The organism is Saccharopolyspora gloriosae (assembly GCF_014203325.1).
Taxonomy (GTDB): Bacteria; Actinomycetota; Actinomycetes; order Mycobacteriales; family Pseudonocardiaceae; genus Saccharopolyspora_C; species Saccharopolyspora_C gloriosae.
Map to the genome: position 1 here is coordinate 5,695,614 of NZ_JACHIV010000001.1, position 17,604 is coordinate 5,713,217.

7 protein-coding genes (1 of these 7 cut by a window edge) are annotated in these 17,604 nt (G+C 73.2%); 6 read left to right on the plus strand and 1 reads right to left on the minus strand.

The annotated features are described in order from the left end of the window. From BJ969_RS24685 to BJ969_RS24700, 4 genes are all read left to right on the plus strand, one after another. Positions 1 to 6,725, plus strand: the final stretch of a protein-coding gene (locus BJ969_RS24685; protein WP_184482696.1) for a protein-glutamine glutaminase family protein. The gene continues 25,615 nt to the left of window position 1, outside the view; the window shows 6,725 of its 32,340 coding nt (coding positions 25,616-32,340); its start codon lies off the left edge, out of view; its stop codon occupies positions 6,723 to 6,725. Between the two features lie 103 nt (positions 6,726 to 6,828). Beyond that, positions 6,829 to 7,407 carry a type VII secretion system-associated protein gene (locus tag BJ969_RS24690; RefSeq protein ID WP_184482699.1) on the plus strand — a complete coding sequence of 193 codons (579 nt, stop codon included), beginning with the start codon at positions 6,829 to 6,831 and terminating at the stop codon, positions 7,405 to 7,407. A gap of 22 nt (positions 7,408 to 7,429) precedes the next feature. After that, positions 7,430 to 8,296 (plus strand): type VII secretion system-associated protein, encoded by an 867-nt coding sequence (locus BJ969_RS24695; RefSeq protein WP_184482702.1) that lies wholly within the window; start codon positions 7,430 to 7,432, stop codon positions 8,294 to 8,296. A 33-nt stretch (positions 8,297 to 8,329) separates the two neighbouring features. Further along, the gene (locus tag BJ969_RS24700) at positions 8,330 to 8,905 is read left to right on the plus strand and encodes a type VII secretion system-associated protein (protein ID WP_184482705.1); all 576 of its coding nucleotides are present in this window, start codon (positions 8,330 to 8,332) and stop codon (positions 8,903 to 8,905) included. A 200-nt stretch (positions 8,906 to 9,105) separates the two neighbouring features. On the opposite strand, the gene BJ969_RS24705 is transcribed toward BJ969_RS24700, so the two are convergent. Then, positions 9,106 to 11,925, minus strand: a complete 2,820-nt coding sequence (locus tag BJ969_RS24705; protein ID WP_184482708.1) for an AAA family ATPase — start codon at positions 11,923 to 11,925, stop codon at positions 9,106 to 9,108. Between the two features lie 284 nt (positions 11,926 to 12,209). On the opposite strand from BJ969_RS24705, the gene BJ969_RS24710 reads away from it, so the two are divergent. Continuing rightward, complete coding sequence (locus BJ969_RS24710) at positions 12,210 to 15,032, plus strand: LuxR family transcriptional regulator (protein ID WP_184482711.1); 2,823 nt, start codon at positions 12,210 to 12,212, stop codon at positions 15,030 to 15,032. Between the two features lie 20 nt (positions 15,033 to 15,052). Continuing rightward, entirely contained in the window at positions 15,053 to 17,485 is a 2,433-nt protein-coding gene (locus tag BJ969_RS24715) for a right-handed parallel beta-helix repeat-containing protein (protein WP_184482714.1), read from the plus strand. Positions 17,486 to 17,604 lie beyond the last annotated feature (119 nt).

Consider the following 17,604-nt stretch of genomic DNA (forward strand, 5'->3'; position numbering starts at 1 on the left):
AATCCCTCGACGACGAGACCACCCCGCTGCTGGAGTCCACTTCGGACACCGAGGTCGCGGCCGGTCCGCCGCGCACCGGGGACGCCGTCATCGACATGCGCGACGATCCGGCCGCCGCCGACCGCCACGTCCAGGGCGACGACCCGACCCGCGCCCCCGAGCTCGGCCCGGTCACCGAACGCACCCAGCAGGTCCGCGACCTGCTCGACCGCAACGCCGTGCGCGCCGACGAGATCAACGGCGACGCCCTGCGCGCCGACGCCCGCCGGGCGCTGGAGCAGGCGGGAGTGCCCGCGCAGCGGATCGAGCAGCTGCTGCACGGCCTGTCCGACCAGGAGCTGACGAACGACTTCACGGCGCTCAACGGCGAGGGGCTCACACTCACGTCGGGGATCGGCGCGGACGCGGTGGAGCTCACCGCGCACGCCCGGCCCGCCGACCGCAGCGGCGGCGAAACCGACACCACCCGGATGCCTGACGCGGGCGACAACAAGATCGACAACGGGTCCGGCGGCTACGGCAAGACCAAGCGCGGCGTCGGACTGCCCGGCGGCCCCGGCAGCGGGTTCGGCACCCGCGCCGGACTGCCCACTCCGCACGGCGTCACGATCAACCCGGCCGTGAACGTGAAGGGCCTGACGCCGCAGGCGAAGTGGAAGGCGGGCAGCAGCGAAGAGCTCCAGCACGCCACCTCCATCGACCCGACCGGCGACCGCACCGCCAGCACCCACGACCTGCACCACGCCGTCACCGTGCGCCGCAACGACCAGCCGCCCGTGCACCTCACCGGCCACCAGGCCGACGGGGCGGCGCTGAGCACGCCGGACTCGCTGCGCGGTCTCGAACAGCGCCCGGCCGACGAGTGGGGCGACCAGGACACCGGGCCGCGCTCGGCCTTCCTGCGCGGCGACGCGGAGCTGTTCGCGAAGGCGGCGGCGCTGTTCGACCGGCACCCCGACTGGGCCGGGCAGGCCGACCGCATCGGCGGCTCGGTGCGCGGCACGCTGCACGACATGCTGGGCAGCACCAACCTCACGCACCGGGGTGACGCGCTGCTCGACGGCGCCACCACCACCGAGGCGGTGTCCTTCCGCGACGACTCCGGCCGCACCCGCACCGCGAACATCGACCTCCAGGTGCACCGCGGCGAGAGCCGCCCGCTGACCACCGAACCGTCGAACGGCGGCAAGCAGCCCGAGGGCAAGCTGACGCACAAGACGGGCCTCAAGGACGAGCAGTCCGTCAAGAGCACCGCCAAGCAGCCGCTGGACATGACCGGGCGGCTGCGGCTCACCTACAACATGACCGAACCCGCCGAGGGCGCCGACGGGACGCGGCTCGACGCGCGCGGCGTCGTGCAGGGCAAGCGGTCCAGCCACGAGAACCACACCGCCGCCACCGCCGACGAGCTGCGCACCGACCACGTGTGGGAGAGCAAGGGCGGCGCGTTCGGCGGGCGCAGCACCGACCTGACCTACGACCTGCGGGTCCGCTTCGACGACGGCAGCCAGCACAGCGACCGGCACCAGGTCACCGACGGCGCCACCACCTGGCGGCCGGACACCGGACCGGCGCCGGTCTCGCCGTCGACGACGACGCAGCCGATGCCCGCGCGGTCCGTGCTCGGCGCGGCCGAGACGGTGTTCCCCAACGTGGCCGCGGTCGGCGGCGCGCTGCGCGAGATGCTGCCCGAGGGCGTGCTGCGCTCCGGCGACGCCGACGCGAAGGCGCACATCGCCGACAACGAGACCGTGCTCGCCGACTTCGTCTCCGACCAGGGCTTCACCACCCGCTCGGCGGACCTCAACGGCGACGGCCTGTCGCTGATGTTCACCCGCGACACGCACGCCACCGCGGGCAGCCCCGACGACCTGGTCGGCGTGCTCATCGAGGCCGTGCCGCGCGCCGAGCAGGCGTACGAGCCGGGCTCCGGCTACGGCACGTTCGACCGGCCCACGGCGCCGGTGGACCAGAACGGCACCGGCCGCAACGTGCCGGGCACGACGCTCAAGGGCGAGTTCACCGGCAAGAACACCGTCGAGCACAGCGACGGCGCGAAGTCCGCCACCGCGCTCGGCGGCGGCGGTGGCCTGCGCGGCGGCCTCGTGTCGGACGGCTCGACCCGCACCGTCGACCTGCACGGACAGCACGTGCAGCGGGTGGAGGACTCCCGGACCACGCTGGAATCCTCCTCGGGCACCGGGCGCGGGCACGGCTGGAAGTCGTCCGACGTGCGCTCCGACCAGGACCTGGTGGACTACCGGATCACCGTGACCGGCAAGGACGGCGTGCTCGACCAGCGCATCGTCGACGGCGGCGTGGCCACCACCTACACCGGCGGCAAGCTCGCGCCGAGCAGCGGCCCGCGCGCGGCCCGCGACGACGCCGACGGCGCGTTCCGCGAGGTGCGCCACGACTCCCCGCGGCGCCCCGAGGGCTGGCGTCCGGGCGCGCTGCCCGACCACTTCGCCGTGCACGCGCTGGACCTGCCTTCCGGGCTGAGCAAGCAGATCACCGGCGAGCTGCTCGGCGGCCTCGGCGAGCACGGGCACGTCGCGCAGCACCAGGTGAACCGGTTCGCCGGGCGGGAACGCCTCGCGACGAACCTGGACGGCGTCACCAGCGGCACCTACCGGACTCCGGTGCAGCGCTACGCGGGCGGCGGGCTGCTCGGCGCCGAGGACCGCCTCGGCGACGCGAAGATCTCCGCCGCGCTGAGCAACCCGCGCATCTCCGGTCCGCCGCAGAAGGTCGAGCTCAGCTTCATCAGCAAGACCAGCGGCGCCACCGGCCACGGCACCGAGAACGCCACCGGCCACGACTCGACCGTCCGCGCCCGCTACGCCGGGCACCAGCCCGGCCAGCAGTTCACCGCGATGCCGATCACGGGCTACACGAACTCGCCGTCGAACGCGGCGGGCCGCTCCGCCGCGCACGAGTTCGAGCACACCACGACCACCACCTACAAGGGCCCGGCCTACCTGGTCACCTACGACACGAGCACGCTGCTCGGCGGCCGGGACGCGCACGACGGCGACGCCGGCGGCCCCTGGAAGCACAGCGAGGCGCACAAGGCCGACTCGGTGCAGGTGTGGGTCCCCACTTCGGAGATCGACCAGGTCGGGCTCTCCGACGCGGACCTGCCGGACCGCGCCGCCGACGAGTCCACCTTCGAACCGTCCACGTTCGACGCCGACGGCCACGCCCCGGCGACGATCCGCCCGGAGGTCACCGAACGACTGCTCGACGGGATCAGGGAAGCGCTGCGCGAGGTGCCGCACGACGAGGTGCCCGCCTCGGCGCTGCGCCGGTTCGGCGACTACCTGTCCGGGCTGGCCGAGCCGCTGGTGTTCGGTTCCGCCGACCAGCACGCGCGCGCCGACCTGCTCAACCAGAGCATCCGCGACATCGCGCCGCGCGGCCTCGGCTCGCTGTACTCGGACCTGCGCGGACCGGGCAAGACCTGGTCGACGACGGTGAAGGGCCCGCTCGGCGCCGTCGACGTCACGCTCAACCTGAAGGGCCGCCCCGGCCCCGGCACCTTCGACGGCGTCGAGAGCGGCTGGAGCGACAAGCGCGAGACGAAGACCACCGACAGCGAGACCACGACCACCACCACCGGCCACGCGCACCGCATCGCGCCGATGGTGCTGGCCCGCGGGCACACCACCGACGGGACCGGCGGCGCACTGCTGGCGCAGCCCGGCGTGACGCTGAAGTCCGAGGGCAAGCTCACCGAGTCGACCAGCACCGACAGCTCCCGCCAGGTCACCACCAAGGGCGACGTCGCGAAGTTCCGCCACGACCTCGACCTGGACCTGACGGTGCAGAAGACGGCGCACGCCAACCACGCGCCGCGCACCCTCACCGGGGGCCTCGCCGACCTGCTCCTGCCCGAGCACCCCGCGGTGACCCGCTCGCTGCCCACCGCGAAGGACGCCGTGCACACGCACGTGCCGGTGGCCTCGCTCGCGACCGGCGAGCACCAGCCGGGGCGGATCGAGTCGCTGCCCAGCGGACACCGGCAGACCGCGGCGAACTCGGACGCGGTGCACTCCGCCGTGCAGGACGTGCTCGACGGCAGCATGCCCGGCGAGTCCGGCCGCACGCCGCCGCCGGTGCCCGAGCGGGCCACCTGGGCGCGGCAGGCCGTCAACACCGGCACCAGCACCAGCGCCCTCTCGGCGCACCTGCCGGCCGCCATGACCGAGCGCGGCCACCGCGTCGACGGGCTCGACCACGACAGCCACTACAGCGCCGGATTCGGCCACGGCGACCGGCTGAAGTCGCTCACCTTCCACGCCGACCTGGCGGACGCGCACGTCACCAAGCTCGGCGACGACGGCGGGTTCAAGAGCAAGGAATCCACGACGATCGCCACCAAGGAGCAGCACAAGAGCGGTCCGGGGTTGAAGCTCAACGCCCGGGTGCCGCTGGACTCCTCGGCCGACCCGCGCGCCATCGCGGGACGCGCCGGCGGCGCGAACTACCGCAACGCGCCGCAGCTCACGCTCGCCGGGCCCGCGTTCGACTGGACGACCACCACGAAGGCGGACTCGAAGACCAAGCAGCACGAGAGCGACCGCAAGTCCGACGGCCCGATGTACCTGGTGCGGGCCACCGCGAACTGGACGATCACGCCCGAGTACACCGGCAACGCGCCCGCCGAGTGGAGCACGCCGCGCACCGCGCGGGACCGCGCCTACATCCACACCGACGAGGACGGCCTGCGCGAGATGGGCCTGCGGCCCCCGCGCGAGCAGGGCCCGGAGGCGCCGCGGACGGAGGACTCCCCGTCCACGGCGGCGGATCGCGCGCCGGACCAGTCCACTTCGGACACGCGGACGGACTCCCCGGTCCGCGCGGACGAAGGCGCCCAGCGCCCCGACGACGGCCAGCGGTCCGAGGACGGGCAGCGGTCCGACGACGGCCAGCACACCGACGACGGGCAGCACGCGGAGACCGTCCAGCGCGCCGAGGACGTCCAGCAGTCCCGCGACGGTGAGGACTCGCCGACCGCGACCGAGCCGCGCGACCGCGCTCTCGACGAGGACGACTCCCCTGCCTCGCTGGAGGACTACGAGTACGGCGACTCCGACGCGGAGTACGGCGCCACCCACACCACCCGCGCCGACCGGCAGCCCCGGTACCCGGACGGCTACGGCGACGGCAGCTACTACCAGAGCTACCCGCAGGGCTACGGCTCCGGATCCCACTACCCCACGACGGGCTACGACCAGTCGGCCACGCCGGGCACCACGGTGCCGGTCGCCCGGTACACCGACCCGAACCTCAAGATCAACGGCTGGGACAATCGGGGCAAGAAGATCAAGTTCCGGCTGAGCGAGATCTACTACCGCCCGCTGCCGGGCAGCGACGACAGCACCACGGGCGTGTCCTTCCACCGCACCACGAACTACTCGCTCAACGCGAACTCGGCGACGTTCGTGCAGACCCTGCCGGGCGAGACGCCCGCGCACGCGTCCGGGCGCACCAAGCGGCCCGACCACCAGTGGAACAACGGGCGCACCTTCTTCGCCGAGATCCCGCGCGACGGCGAGGACTTCAAGCTGGTCCTCACCGACGGCGCCGCCGCGTCGATCTCCCCGGAGACGCTGGGCACGGTGCTGGAGCAGGTGACGCAGTTCGACCGGTTCGGCGACACCGACGCCCGGTTCCGGGTGGCGCTGCTGACCTCGTCCAAGGCCAACTTCAAGGGCGTCGCCGACCAGCTGCACAAGGGCTGGTTCGACGGCACGGTGCTGCGCAACCGCGGCGCCGTCTCGCAACTGCCCGACGGCCGGTTCGGCGTCGAGGACAACCAGGGCTGGGCCGGTTACCGCGGCACCAGCAAGAAGACGCTGCACGGCACCTACGGGTCCGGCAACGTCCGCAACATCAAGTTCTTCGAGCGCTACCTGCCGGGCTCGACGGAGATCCCCGACGCGGAAGTGCCGCTGACCTCCACCGACAAGGAATACCGGCCGATCGAGTTCACCCAGGACGAAGTCGTGCGCAACACCAGCTCCGTCAAGACCGCCGGGTTCACCCGCATCAACGGTGTCAACTTCTTCACCAAGCAGGGCGAGCTCGACGGCGAGAACCACATCGCCTCGGAGATCGACCGGATGCGGTACATCGTGCGGACCTCCCCGGGCGAGCCGTTCCGCAACGTCCGCAACCGGTACCTGGACAAGATCTTCAGCGAGGACCCGGAGCAGCGCCTGGCCCGCGTCCCGTGGAAGGTCGACGAGCGCGTCGTCTACGACGCGAAGCGCGACCGCACGCACGACGCCGACGTCGGGCCGAGCCTGATCAGCACGCACGGCAACGACGAGGAGATCGCCCTGCACCTGCAGCGGGGCAAGACGCGCACCGAGATGTGGCTGCCCGGCGACACCTACCTGAAGCTGCTGGTGCAGATGCCGGAGTTCCAGAAGATGTACGCCGCCAGCCCGGAGAGCGAGTTCCTGCTCACCAGCTGCGACACCGGCGCCCCCGAAGGCAAGGTGTTCATGGCGTTCCTGAACCAGGCCCGGACCTTCGGGATGGGCAACATGTTCTATTCGGGGCGGGACTCGGTGTCGGTGCGCTCGACCCGGAAGGCGGCGTTCATCTCGGTGGACAACAACCAGGGCTGGATGTCCGGCTCCGTGGAGAACGGCCGCATCAAGCGCGCCTTCCACAAGTACACGACCTACAGCACCGAGCCCGCCGCGGAGTGAGGCTCGGCCCCGGCCGCGAGCAGGCGGGGTGGCCGCACGGGGCAGACTTGAGGTGTCGCGGGCCGCGGCGCGCGGCGAGAACGGCGATCAACGGGAGAGTTCGGTGCACGACGACAGCACGGCGCCTGGTGCGGGCGACGCCGAGCAGCGGTGGGCGCTCGTCCTCGACCCGGCGTGGCAGCCCACCGCCGAAGGCGAGGCCCCGCCGATCGAAGCGGTGCTCGGCGCCTGGGCGCTCGACTCCGACGGTGTCACCGGGCCGTTCCGCGCCAACCCCGGCTACGTGCCCTCCGGCCCCGGCTCGCCCACCGACCCGGTGGACGCGGCGGTGCGCGGCGCGGCGCGCGGCGAGCACGACGAGGCGGCCGTGCTGGCCACGATGCGCGACGCGCTGTTCGGCATCGCGCTCGACGAGCAGGGCGCGGCGATCGTGGCGCCCGCTCCCGACGACGTGCCCTCGGTGCTGGTGACCACTTCGCCCGCGCACACCTGGCGGGTCGACGCGCCCACCTGGCAGGAGATCACCGCGAAGGACCTCGCCGACTCGCTGCCCGCCGAGGGCGTCGACCTGCTGCTCAACCCGGGCGCTCCGGAGTCGATGCGGATCGCGGCGATCGCGTTCAAGACCGTCGTCGCCGACACCGACCCCGTCGTGCTCGGCGATCCGCCGTTCCCGGCCTGAGCACTCCCCGAAAGGACCCGGCATGGCGGACACCTCCCCCACCGACACCGCGCCCACGGACACCGGCAGGGACCAGTGGGCGCTGCTCGTCGACCCCGGCTGGCAGCCGGAGGACGAAGACGCCGAGGTACCGGAGTCGGCGATCGTCGGCGCGTGGCTCGTCGAGGCCGACGGCACCACCCGCACGTTCCGGGCGAACCACCTGTTCCAGCCGTCGAGCCCGGACGTGCCGACCGATCCGGTGGACGCCGAGCTGAAGCTGGTGCTGCGCGGCGAATCCGACACCGCGTCGCTGCTCGGCACGCTGCGCCCCGCCGAGCTCTGGATCGCCGTGGACGAGCAGGGCGCCGCGATCGTGACGCCCGCCCCCGACGACGTGCCCTCGGTGCTGGTGGCGACCGCGCCCGTGCAGGCCCAGCAGCTGGAAGTGCCCGGCTGGCAGGAGATCGGCGCGACCGAGCTCGCCGCGGAACTCCCCGCCGACGGGGTCGACGTGCTGCTCAACCCCGGCGGCGCGGCCTCGGTGCGGATCGGCGCGCAGGAGTTCCGCGACGCCGTCGCCGACGAGGACGCCGCCGGGCAGCCGGTAGTGACCACGTCCGCGACGCCGGAGGCGGCACCGGCTCCGGCGGCGCGGGCGGACGGGCCGAATCCCGGCGACCCGGCCGCCGAGCACGCGCCGGCCACCGCTCAGCGGGCCACCGCCGCCGCACCGCCCGCCGCGACGGGCGAACCCGCGCCCGCCACCGCCGAGCACTTCGCGGCCGACCTCGCGGCCTGGCGGCCCATGACCGCCCCGGACGCCGAGCAGCCGCCCTACCCGGCCGAAGAGCTCGACGGGTTCGACGACCCGCTGCCGCCGCCACCGTCGTTCCCCGGCAAGCACTGACCCCCGACCCCGCCCACGACCGCAGGAGCACCGATGGCAGCCGACGACACCCCGAACCAGGAAACCGAGGACCAGTGGATCCTGCTGGTCGACCCGGCCTGGACCCCGGAATCAGACGACGCCAGGCCACCGGAGGAGGCGGTCGTCGGCGGCTGGTTCGTGCCCGCGGACGGCACCGCGCAGCGGTTCGAGCCGAACCCGAACTACGAACCGTCCTCGGAGGATTCGGCGACCGACCCGGTCGACGCGACGCTGCGGCTCGTGGTGCAGGGCCAGGCGGAAGGGGACGCGCTGCTGGCGACCTTGCGGGACGCGGTGCTGAGCATCGCCGTCGACGAGCAGGGCGAGGCGATCGTCGTGCCCTCCCCGGACGACGTGCCGTCGGTGCTGGCGGTGACCGCGCCCGCGCACTCCGCCCGGCTCGACGTCCCGAACTTCCGCGAGGTCAGCACCCGGGAACTCGCCGAAGCGCTGCCCGACGAAGGCGTGGACGTGCTGCTCAACCCCGGTGCCCCGTCCTCGATGCGGCTGCTCGCGAGCGCGCTCAAGGAAGCGGCCGGTCCCGCCGCCGCGCCCGCCCCAGAACCCCCGTTCCGCGCCGAACCCTGACCCGCACCGCGCCGAACCTCGTTCGAGAGCCCGCGATTTCGCGAGGAATCGAACGCCCCCGGCGAGTCGGACACCCCTGTGGACAACCGCCCGCACTGGTCATCGGGGCCACGGATCGAAGGGTTCACCTCGTTCGGGGGATTCGATTTCTCGTGAAATCTCCGAATTCGTCCACACCGTGACAGGTGACGTCCAGGAGGTCAGCCGGGGTATTCGCCGGTGAGCATGGCAGCTGCCAGCTCCACCCGGGAGCGGTAGCCGATGCGGGCGAACATCCGGGTCAGCCTGCCCTCGACGCTCTTCTCCGTGGCGCCGAACACCACCGCCATCTGGCGGTTCGTGAGGCCCTCCGTGACCAGCACCGCCAGCAGCCGCTCGTTCTCCGCGGTCGTGGCGCCCCTGCTCGGGATCGGCACGTTGTGGTCGCGCATCACCTGGCGCAGCCGCGACCGCAGCAGCAGCGCGCCGAGCCCGTCGGAGAGCCGGTACGCCTCGGGCAGCAGCTCCGCGGTCCGGTAGCCGGCCTGCGCGAGCAGCGTGAACAGCAGCGTCGTCTCGTACGGCTGGCCGCGGCGCCGCGCCAGCACCACCGCCTGCTCCGCCGCCGCGGTGTCGCCGAGCACCCGCATCCGGGTCAGCAGGTGCGCGATGCGCGCCTTGCCGGTGCCGAGCCGCTCGGCGAGCTTCTCCAGCCGCAGCAACGCTTCCTTCGCCTCGTCGACGTCGCCGCGCTCGTTCGCGCGGACCGCGACGTGCGCCCAGATGTGCTCGGTGCCGAACGCGACCCCGTCCGCTTCGGCCCGCGCCAGCCCGGTGCGCAGCGCTTCGTCGGCGGCGTCGAGCTCGCCGAGCACCTGCGACACCCGCGCCTCGGCGAAGTCGAACAGGTACCGCATCGGCCCCGCGCGGCCCGTTTCGATCATCTGCCGGGCGCGGCTGAGCATGCCGCCCTCGGTGTGCAGCAGCGCCGCGCCCAGGTACATCATCGGCTGCCCCATCGGGCGGGACAGGTTCGGCGCGGTCGCCATGGTGCGGCGGGCGGTGGCCATCGCCCGGAACCAGTCCCCGCGCATGAACTCGATCTGGAACTGGTCGGTGCCCGAGAGCAGAGTCGTCTCGAACTCGTTGCGCCGCAGCAGTTCCATCGCCCGGTCGAGTTCGCCGAGCCCCAGCAGCATGTTCGTCTGGTGGCGGATCTCCTCGAAGTGCTGGTCCGGCACGTCCCGGGCGCGCCACAGCTCCGGGCGGTCCACGAACCGGAACAGCTCGGTGGTGTCGCCCTGCGACACGGTCGCGCCGATCAGCGCGATGTTGCCGAAGTCCTCGGTGATCGGGTCGCCGCCGGTCCACACCTCGCGCTGCTCCTCCAGCAGCGCCGCGCACTCGCCCCATCGCCCCAGCATCCCCAGCGCCACGATGCGGGCCACCACCCGCTGCGCCGGACCACCGGGCAGCGGCTGGCCGGTGCCGTCGGCGATGCGCGCCAGCTCCGCGCAATCCCCGGTGGCGGCGGCGGAGACCAGGTAGATCACCTCGGCCTGCTGCAGCAAGGTGAACGGCAGGTCCTCGGCGTGGCGCCACAGCAGCAGCCGGATGCTGTCGGCGGCCTCCGCCGCGCGGTAGTGCATGGTGCAGGTCCCGGCGTGCGCGAGCAGCGTCAGCGCGCGGGCCTGCGGCTCGGTGACCTTCTCCGTCGCGGAACGCAGCCAGCGCACCGCCTTGCCGCCGTCGTCGAACATGGCCTGCACGCCGTGCGCGAGCAGTTCCTGCCCGGCGCGCTGCGGATCGATCAGCTTGCCCGCGTCGACGAGCCGATCGGGCAGGTAACCGGGATCGTCGGTCTCCGCGCTGCCGTCCCACAGCGCGGTCACCGCGAGCGCGGCGAGGTTGCGGCGCTCGAACGGCCCGAGGCTCGCCTCCAGCGCGGCCCGCACCATCGGCACCCGGAACCGCCAGCCGGCGCCGGAGGGCACCAGCACGCGCAGGCGCACCAGCCGGTCGATGCTCTCCCGCACGGCGTCCCGCTCGATGGCCGCGGAGTCCGCGATCAGCGCGGGGGCGGCGGTGCCGAGCGGCGCGAGCACGCTCATCGCCCGAGCGGTCGCCCATTCGACGTCGCCCGCGTCGCGCACCGGCAGCAGCAGCGGATGCCTGCCGGAGATGACGGGCCGCTCGTTGGTGCGGACCAGGTACGCGTGCCGGTCCACGACGCGCAGCGAGCGCGCTTCGCGGTGCCCGGCGAGTCCCGCGACGAGCGCGGCGGGCAGGCCGCGGCTGGCCCGGTGCAGTTCGTCGACGAGCGCCGCGTCCGGGTTGGCGCGCACCGTCTCGGCGATGATCTGCTGGCTCTGCCTGCGCGTCAGCGGGCGCAGCGTGACGGTCCGGGCCAGGCCCGCGTCCCGCAGCCGCCGCAGCGGCGCGGTGACGGCGTCGCGGGCGACGTCGGTGCGCACCGTGAGCACCATCGAGATCGGGCTGCCCGACATGTGCTGGACGAGCGGTTCCAGCAGGGCCGCGGTGGCGTCGTCGAGCCACTGCGCGTCGTCGATCAGCACCACCAGCGGCAGGTAGCGGCGGGCCGCGGAGAACACGGCCATCGCCAGCTGGGTCGCGGTGGAGGGCGCCGCCGCCGCGCTCGGCGAGCCGCTGAGCCGGGCCACCACGCCGAGCACGGAGGTCCGCACGCCGGCCGCGCTCGGGTCGGGACCGTCCAGATCGGACAGCAGCCGGTACAGCGCGCCGAAGGCGGTGCGCCGGTCGTGCTCGCTCGCGTTGAGGTTCAGCACCCTGGCGCCGGCGAGTTCGCCGCGCAGCGCGTCCAGGACGGCGCTGCGCCCGCTGCCCGCCTCGCCGGACACGACGGTCAGCGGCGGACCGCCGCGCTTCGTGGAACCGACCAGTTCCGCGATGATCTCTTCGCGGCCGTGCAAGCGAGCGGTGAGCGCCTCGGCGGCGTCCACGCCGAGCGCTCCGGCCTCGGTCGTCCCGCTCTTGCCGACTCTTCTCGCGCCGTCAGCCACCGGTTCCTCTCCTGACCTTGCGGGCAGGGTGACACGTACTGCCCCGGACGAGCACAAAACGTACCCTTGCACGACTGCGCACAGTGCACGTGCTCATCATTGTGGGTTACCCGAGGGATGTCCCTCGACCTAGGTCGGAGTAATAAACAACACGAATGGCTTAAGCTTCGCGGCGACTAGGAAGGGGCGAGCGGATCGGTGGCGCGGCGAGCCCCGCAGCCCCTTCCCCTGATGTGAAGTCGGTCCCCCAGCGTTGCGGCAGCAGCCGACCGGAGAGAGGACGGATGGCCAGGGAACGCGTGACGGTGTTCGGCCGCGACGAGCAGTGGGCGGCGATCGAATCGGCCGTGCAACGGCCAGGTGGCACGTTGCTGATGCTGCGCGGCAAGCCCGGCGAGGGCAAGACCGCGCTGCTGGACGGACTCACCCACGGCTGGCAGCGGCAAGGTCTGCACGTGCTGACCGCCGACGCGGCCGACCACAACGGACTCGGGGCTCTCGACGCCCTGCTCAACGGCGTGCGCGCGCACCTGGAACGCGGCCGGGACCCGCAGCTGCTGGACGCCGTGGCCGCCGCCGCGAAGCGCCGCCGCGACCTGGAGCTCTCCCCGCAGCAGGCGCTGCTGCCGCTGGTGCACGAGCTGGCCCGCACGATCGGCCTGATCGCCGCCCGCGAACGCACCGTGGTGATCATCGAGGACGTGGACCGGTGCGGCCCGCTGCTGGCCGCGGCGCTGCTGCCGCTGGTGCAACGGATCCGCGCGGTGGGCGCGGCAGTGATCACCTCGGCGCGCGCCCAGGACTTCCCCACCGCCGTCCCGGCCCAGCTGAGCAACCTCGCCGAGACCGTGGTGACGCTGTCGCCGCTGTCGGAGTCGAGCATCGCGGCGCTGGCCGCGCGCTGGAGCTCCGCCGCGGGCCGGGCGACCCTGGACCAGACGGTCGTCACCGCGCTGCGCACCGGACTCGGCCCGCTCTACGGCAACCCCGGCACCCTGCTGTCCACCGTGGACGACCTGCACGCCCGCGGCAGGCTGGTGCTGATCGACGAGCACTTCTGCCTCACCCCCGTGCACGAGCCGATCGCGCTGCCAGCCGAGCACGAACTGGTCCACGCGGTGCGCAGCGACGGCGACGGCACCGAACGCGTCGCCTCCGTCATCGCGGCCATCGACCCGGTCGGCGTCGACGACCTGCCGATGCTCACCGCTGCCGCCGCCGTCGGCCTCGACGAATCCGGCCAGGTCCTGGACCGGCTGGTGGAGACCGGAGTGCTCGCCGTCGACGAGCGCGAACGGCTGCGGTTCACGGTGCCCGCGCTGGCCGTGACGCTGCGCCGCCGCGCGGGCGCCAAGCGGCTGCGCGCGCTGCAGACCGCGCTGGCGCGCCGGATGCTCGCCCAGCTCGAACGGGACGTGCCGGTGGACCGCACCAAGCTGGCCGACCACATCGTGCAGGCCGGCCCCGGACTCGACGGGCAGCTCGCCGCCGGGGTGCTCATCGAGGAGGCCGACCGCGCCGCCGCGCACGCCCCCGCCCGCGCCGCCCGCTGGTACCAGGCCGCGCTGCGCCACCTGCCCGCCGAGGACCAGCGCTGGCCGCGGCTGCTGCGCGCCCTGCTGCGGCTGCGGATGTCGCTGGGCCAGTACCGCGAGCTCACCGAGGACGTCAGCCTCGTCGCGCCCGCCGTGCTCGCCGCGCCCTCCTGCGGCGACCAGGACAAGCGGGAGAGCACGACGCTGCTGGTCACCGTCGGGATGTGCTGGCTCTCGGCGCTGCTGCACGACGAGCGCGCCGCCGAACCCGACCGCTCCGCGCGGCTGTTCGAGTCGCTGGGCACCGGTTCCCGGTTCGACGCCGAGATACGCCGGTTCTGCTCGGCGATGTTCGGCGGACGCGTCGGCGAAGCCGCCGCGCTGCTCAACACCATGTTCGGCGTGCCGCCGGAACCGGGCGAGCAGCACCCGGTGGACCTCGGCGAGGTGCTGGTGCTGCTGAACGCGCTCACCGGCAGCGACACCGAGTTCCAGCACGCCTGGTCGGTGTGGCAGCGCCGCTGCCCCGAAGGCACCGCCGTGGACCCGCAGGAACTGCGGGAGGCGGGCGCGATGACGGACTACGCGACCGCGCTGGAACTCATCCTCGGCGACCGCTACGGCAAACCCAGCCGCGGCAGCGTGCTCTGCTACCAGAAGGTGCTGCGCGCCTACAACGCCGGCGAGTGGGACACCGCGCTGTCGCTGACCCGGCACTGCGAGACCGACCACCCGCCGGGCCGCGGCGCCCCCGCCCGGCACCTGTCCCGCGCGATCGCGGCCGAGATCTGCTCCGAACGCGGTGATCACCGCCGCGCCGCCGAATGGCTCGACCGCATCCCCCGGCTGATGGCGGGCGGGCACATCGTGGCGTGGGTGCGCTGCGGCGTCCGCTACCGCGCGGGCGACGTGACCACCGCGCTCGACGAGGGCTGGCAGGACTACCTGCGCTACCGCGACCAGGGCGCCCCCGCCGGGCTGGAACGGCTGCTCGGCAGGCTCGTCGCGTTCGCGCTGCGCGAAGGCGACGAGCCGCGCGCGAAGGCCCTGCTCGACGAGCTCGCCGAACTGGACGAACGGCTCGGCACCGCCACCTCGCGGGAGACGCTGCTGCTGATGCGGGGCGTGGTGACCCGCGACGCCGAACTCGGCGAGCAAGCGGTCCGGCTCGCCCGGGTCCGCGGCGCGCAGCCGCAGATCGCGCTCGGCTGCCTGCTGGTCGGCACGGTCAGCCCCGATCCGCAGCCGTGGCTGCACGAGTCCTACGTGCTGGCGAAGCGCTTCCGCTCCACCCGCGGCCGCGGCCTGGCGCAGGAGGTGATGCGCGAACGCGGCGTCACGCTGCCCCGCGCCCGCACCCGGCAGGCGCCGTTCTCCACCACCGAGATCCGTATCATCGATCTTGTCAGCGACGGTTTCACCAACCGGCAGATCGCGATGACCGTGCAGGTCAGCGAGAAGACCGTGGAAAGCCACCTGACCCGGCTGTTCGCCCGCACGGGCTGCCGCTCGCGGGTGGAACTGGCCGCCGCCTCCCTGGAAGGTCGGCTGCTCGCGCGGACCGGCTCGTGACCGCACCTGAAGGAACGCAGATGATCTCGGTCTCCCCGGCCATGCCCGGTAGCTTCCGCACCCTCACCGACGCCGTGTCCGCCGCCGGCGAGGGCGGGGTGATCAGCATCAGCGCCGGGCGTTACGAGGAGAACCTGGTCCTGACCAAGGCCGTCACGCTCACCGCGGAGGACGGGCCGGGGACCGTGGAGCTCGTGTCCCGCCAAGGCGCCGCGATCGCGCTGGCCGCGCGGACCGCGACGCTGTCCGGCATCACCATCCGCGGCGAGGACGCCGAGCAGGCCGCGATCGTCGCCGGCGAGGGCAGGCTCAGCCTCACCGAGTGCACCGTGGAAGCGGGCTCGTGGGCGGCGCTGTACGCGTTCGGCAACGGCACCTTCGCCATGCGCGGCTGCCAGGTGCGCAACCCCGAGGGCGCCGGTGTCGTCGTCACCTCCGCGGCGGGCAGCACCGTCGAGGAGTGCGTGTTCGAAGACCTCGGCACCTCCGGCATCGTCGTCGCCGACCAGGGCGTGCTCTCCGCCCGCGGCTGCCGCACCGGGCGCTCCGGCGGCAACGGGATCTGCCTCAACGGCCAAGCCAAGATCACCGTCGAGAACGTGGTGCTCAGCGACGCCACCAAACCCGCCATCGCCGTGGAGCAGCAGGCCTCGGCCACGCTGCACAACCTCGCGGTCCGCGGCACCACCGGCATCGGCGCCTACCTCGCCACCACCGGCGAGGTGCGGCTGGAGGAGTGCGCGTTCGAGGACACCGCGGCCGACGGGGTGCTCATCTCCGAGCAGACGAAGGCCACGCTGCAGCAGTGCACCGTGCGCCGCGCCTCCGGCCACGGCATCCGCACCACCGACGGCGCCACCGGTTCGTTCACCGAGACCACCGTCGCCGAGGTCGCCGGGGTGGGCGTGCTGCTGGCGGACCGGACGAAGTTCGACTGCGACCGCCTCACCATCAGCGGCAGCGACGGCACCGCGCTCAGCGTCACCACCGGCACCGAGCCGGTGCTGCGCCGCGTGCAGGTGCAGGACTGCTCGGGAACGGGCGTGGAGATCAGCGGCACCGGACGCGCCCGGCTGGAGCACGCGGAGATCGACCGCTGCGGCGGCGTCGGCGTGCTCGTCGCCGACAGCGCCCGCGCCGAAGTCCAGGGGTGCAGCGTGCGGGCCGCCGCCACCTCCGGGTTCGCCGTGAACCACACCGCCCACGCCGTGTTCGAGGACTGCGACGTGTACCGCAGCGGCGCCGACGGGATGTTCATCGGCCAGGAGGGCCAGGCCACCCTGGACCGCTGCCGGCTGCGCTCCAGCAACGCCAACGGCCTGCACATCACCTCCTCCGGCCGCGCGCAGCTCACCGGCTGCGAATTCCTGGAGAACGAGGGCGACGGCATCCGGGTGCACACCGAGGAAGAGGTCGTGGTGCGCCAGTGCCACGCCAAGGACAACGGCGGCGCCGGACTGCGCCAGCTGGTGCCGACGGCGACGCTCACCGTCACCGAGATGTCCAGCAGCGGCAACGGATTCCCCGACGCGCACGGCACCGCCGGGGGCGCGCCGACCGCGACGCCGCCCGCCGCCGCCCCCGCGCAGGCCGGGTCCGCCCCGGCCGCCGCGCAGCCGCAGCAGACGAAGGCCGGGGTCTCCACCAACAGCGCGCCGCTGGACGAGATGTACCGGCTCGTCGGCCTCGAAGGCGTCAAGCGCGACGTGGCCAGCCTGGTGAACCTGAACAAGATGGCCAAGCGCCGCCAGGAAGCCGGGCTGTCCGCGCCGCCGATGAGCCGCCACCTCGTGTTCGCGGGCGCGCCCGGCACCGGCAAGACCACCGTCGCGCGGCTCTACGGCGCGGTGCTCGCCGAACTCGGCGTGCTCAGCTCCGGGCACCTCATCGAGGTCGCCCGCGCGGACCTCGTCGCGCAGATCATCGGCGGTACCGCGATCAAGACCACCGAGGCGTTCAACACCGCGCTCGGCGGCGTGCTGTTCATCGACGAGGCGTACACGCTGAGCTCCGGGCAGGGCGGCTCCGGACCGGACTTCGGCCGGGAGGCCATCGACACGCTGGTGAAGCTCATGGAAGACCACCGCGACACCGTCGTGGTCATCGTCGCCGGGTACTCCAAGGAGATGAAGGAGTTCATGGAGACCAACCCCGGTCTCGAATCCCGGTTCAGCCACACCATCGAGTTCGCCAACTACGCCGCCGACGAACTGGTGACGATCGTGCGCCAGAACTGCCACCGGCACGACTACCAGCTCGACGAGTCCGCGGCCGACGCGCTGCACGAGCACTTCGAGAAGATGCCCAAGGACGGCACGTTCGGCAACGGCCGCACCGCGCGCAAGACCTTCGAGTCGATGGTCGCCCGGCAGGCCACCCGGCTCGGCTCGATGGCCGACTCCTCCACCGCAGACCTCACCCGGCTGCTCGCCGAAGACCTGCCCGGTCGCTGACCCCGGCCGTTCCGCTGCGCGCGGTGATCACGCGCCCAGCGGAAGGGTGAATCCGATGGGGCAAACGGGCTGCGTCCGCGCTGCCGAACGGCGGGGGCGGCCCGTCACCAGGCATGATC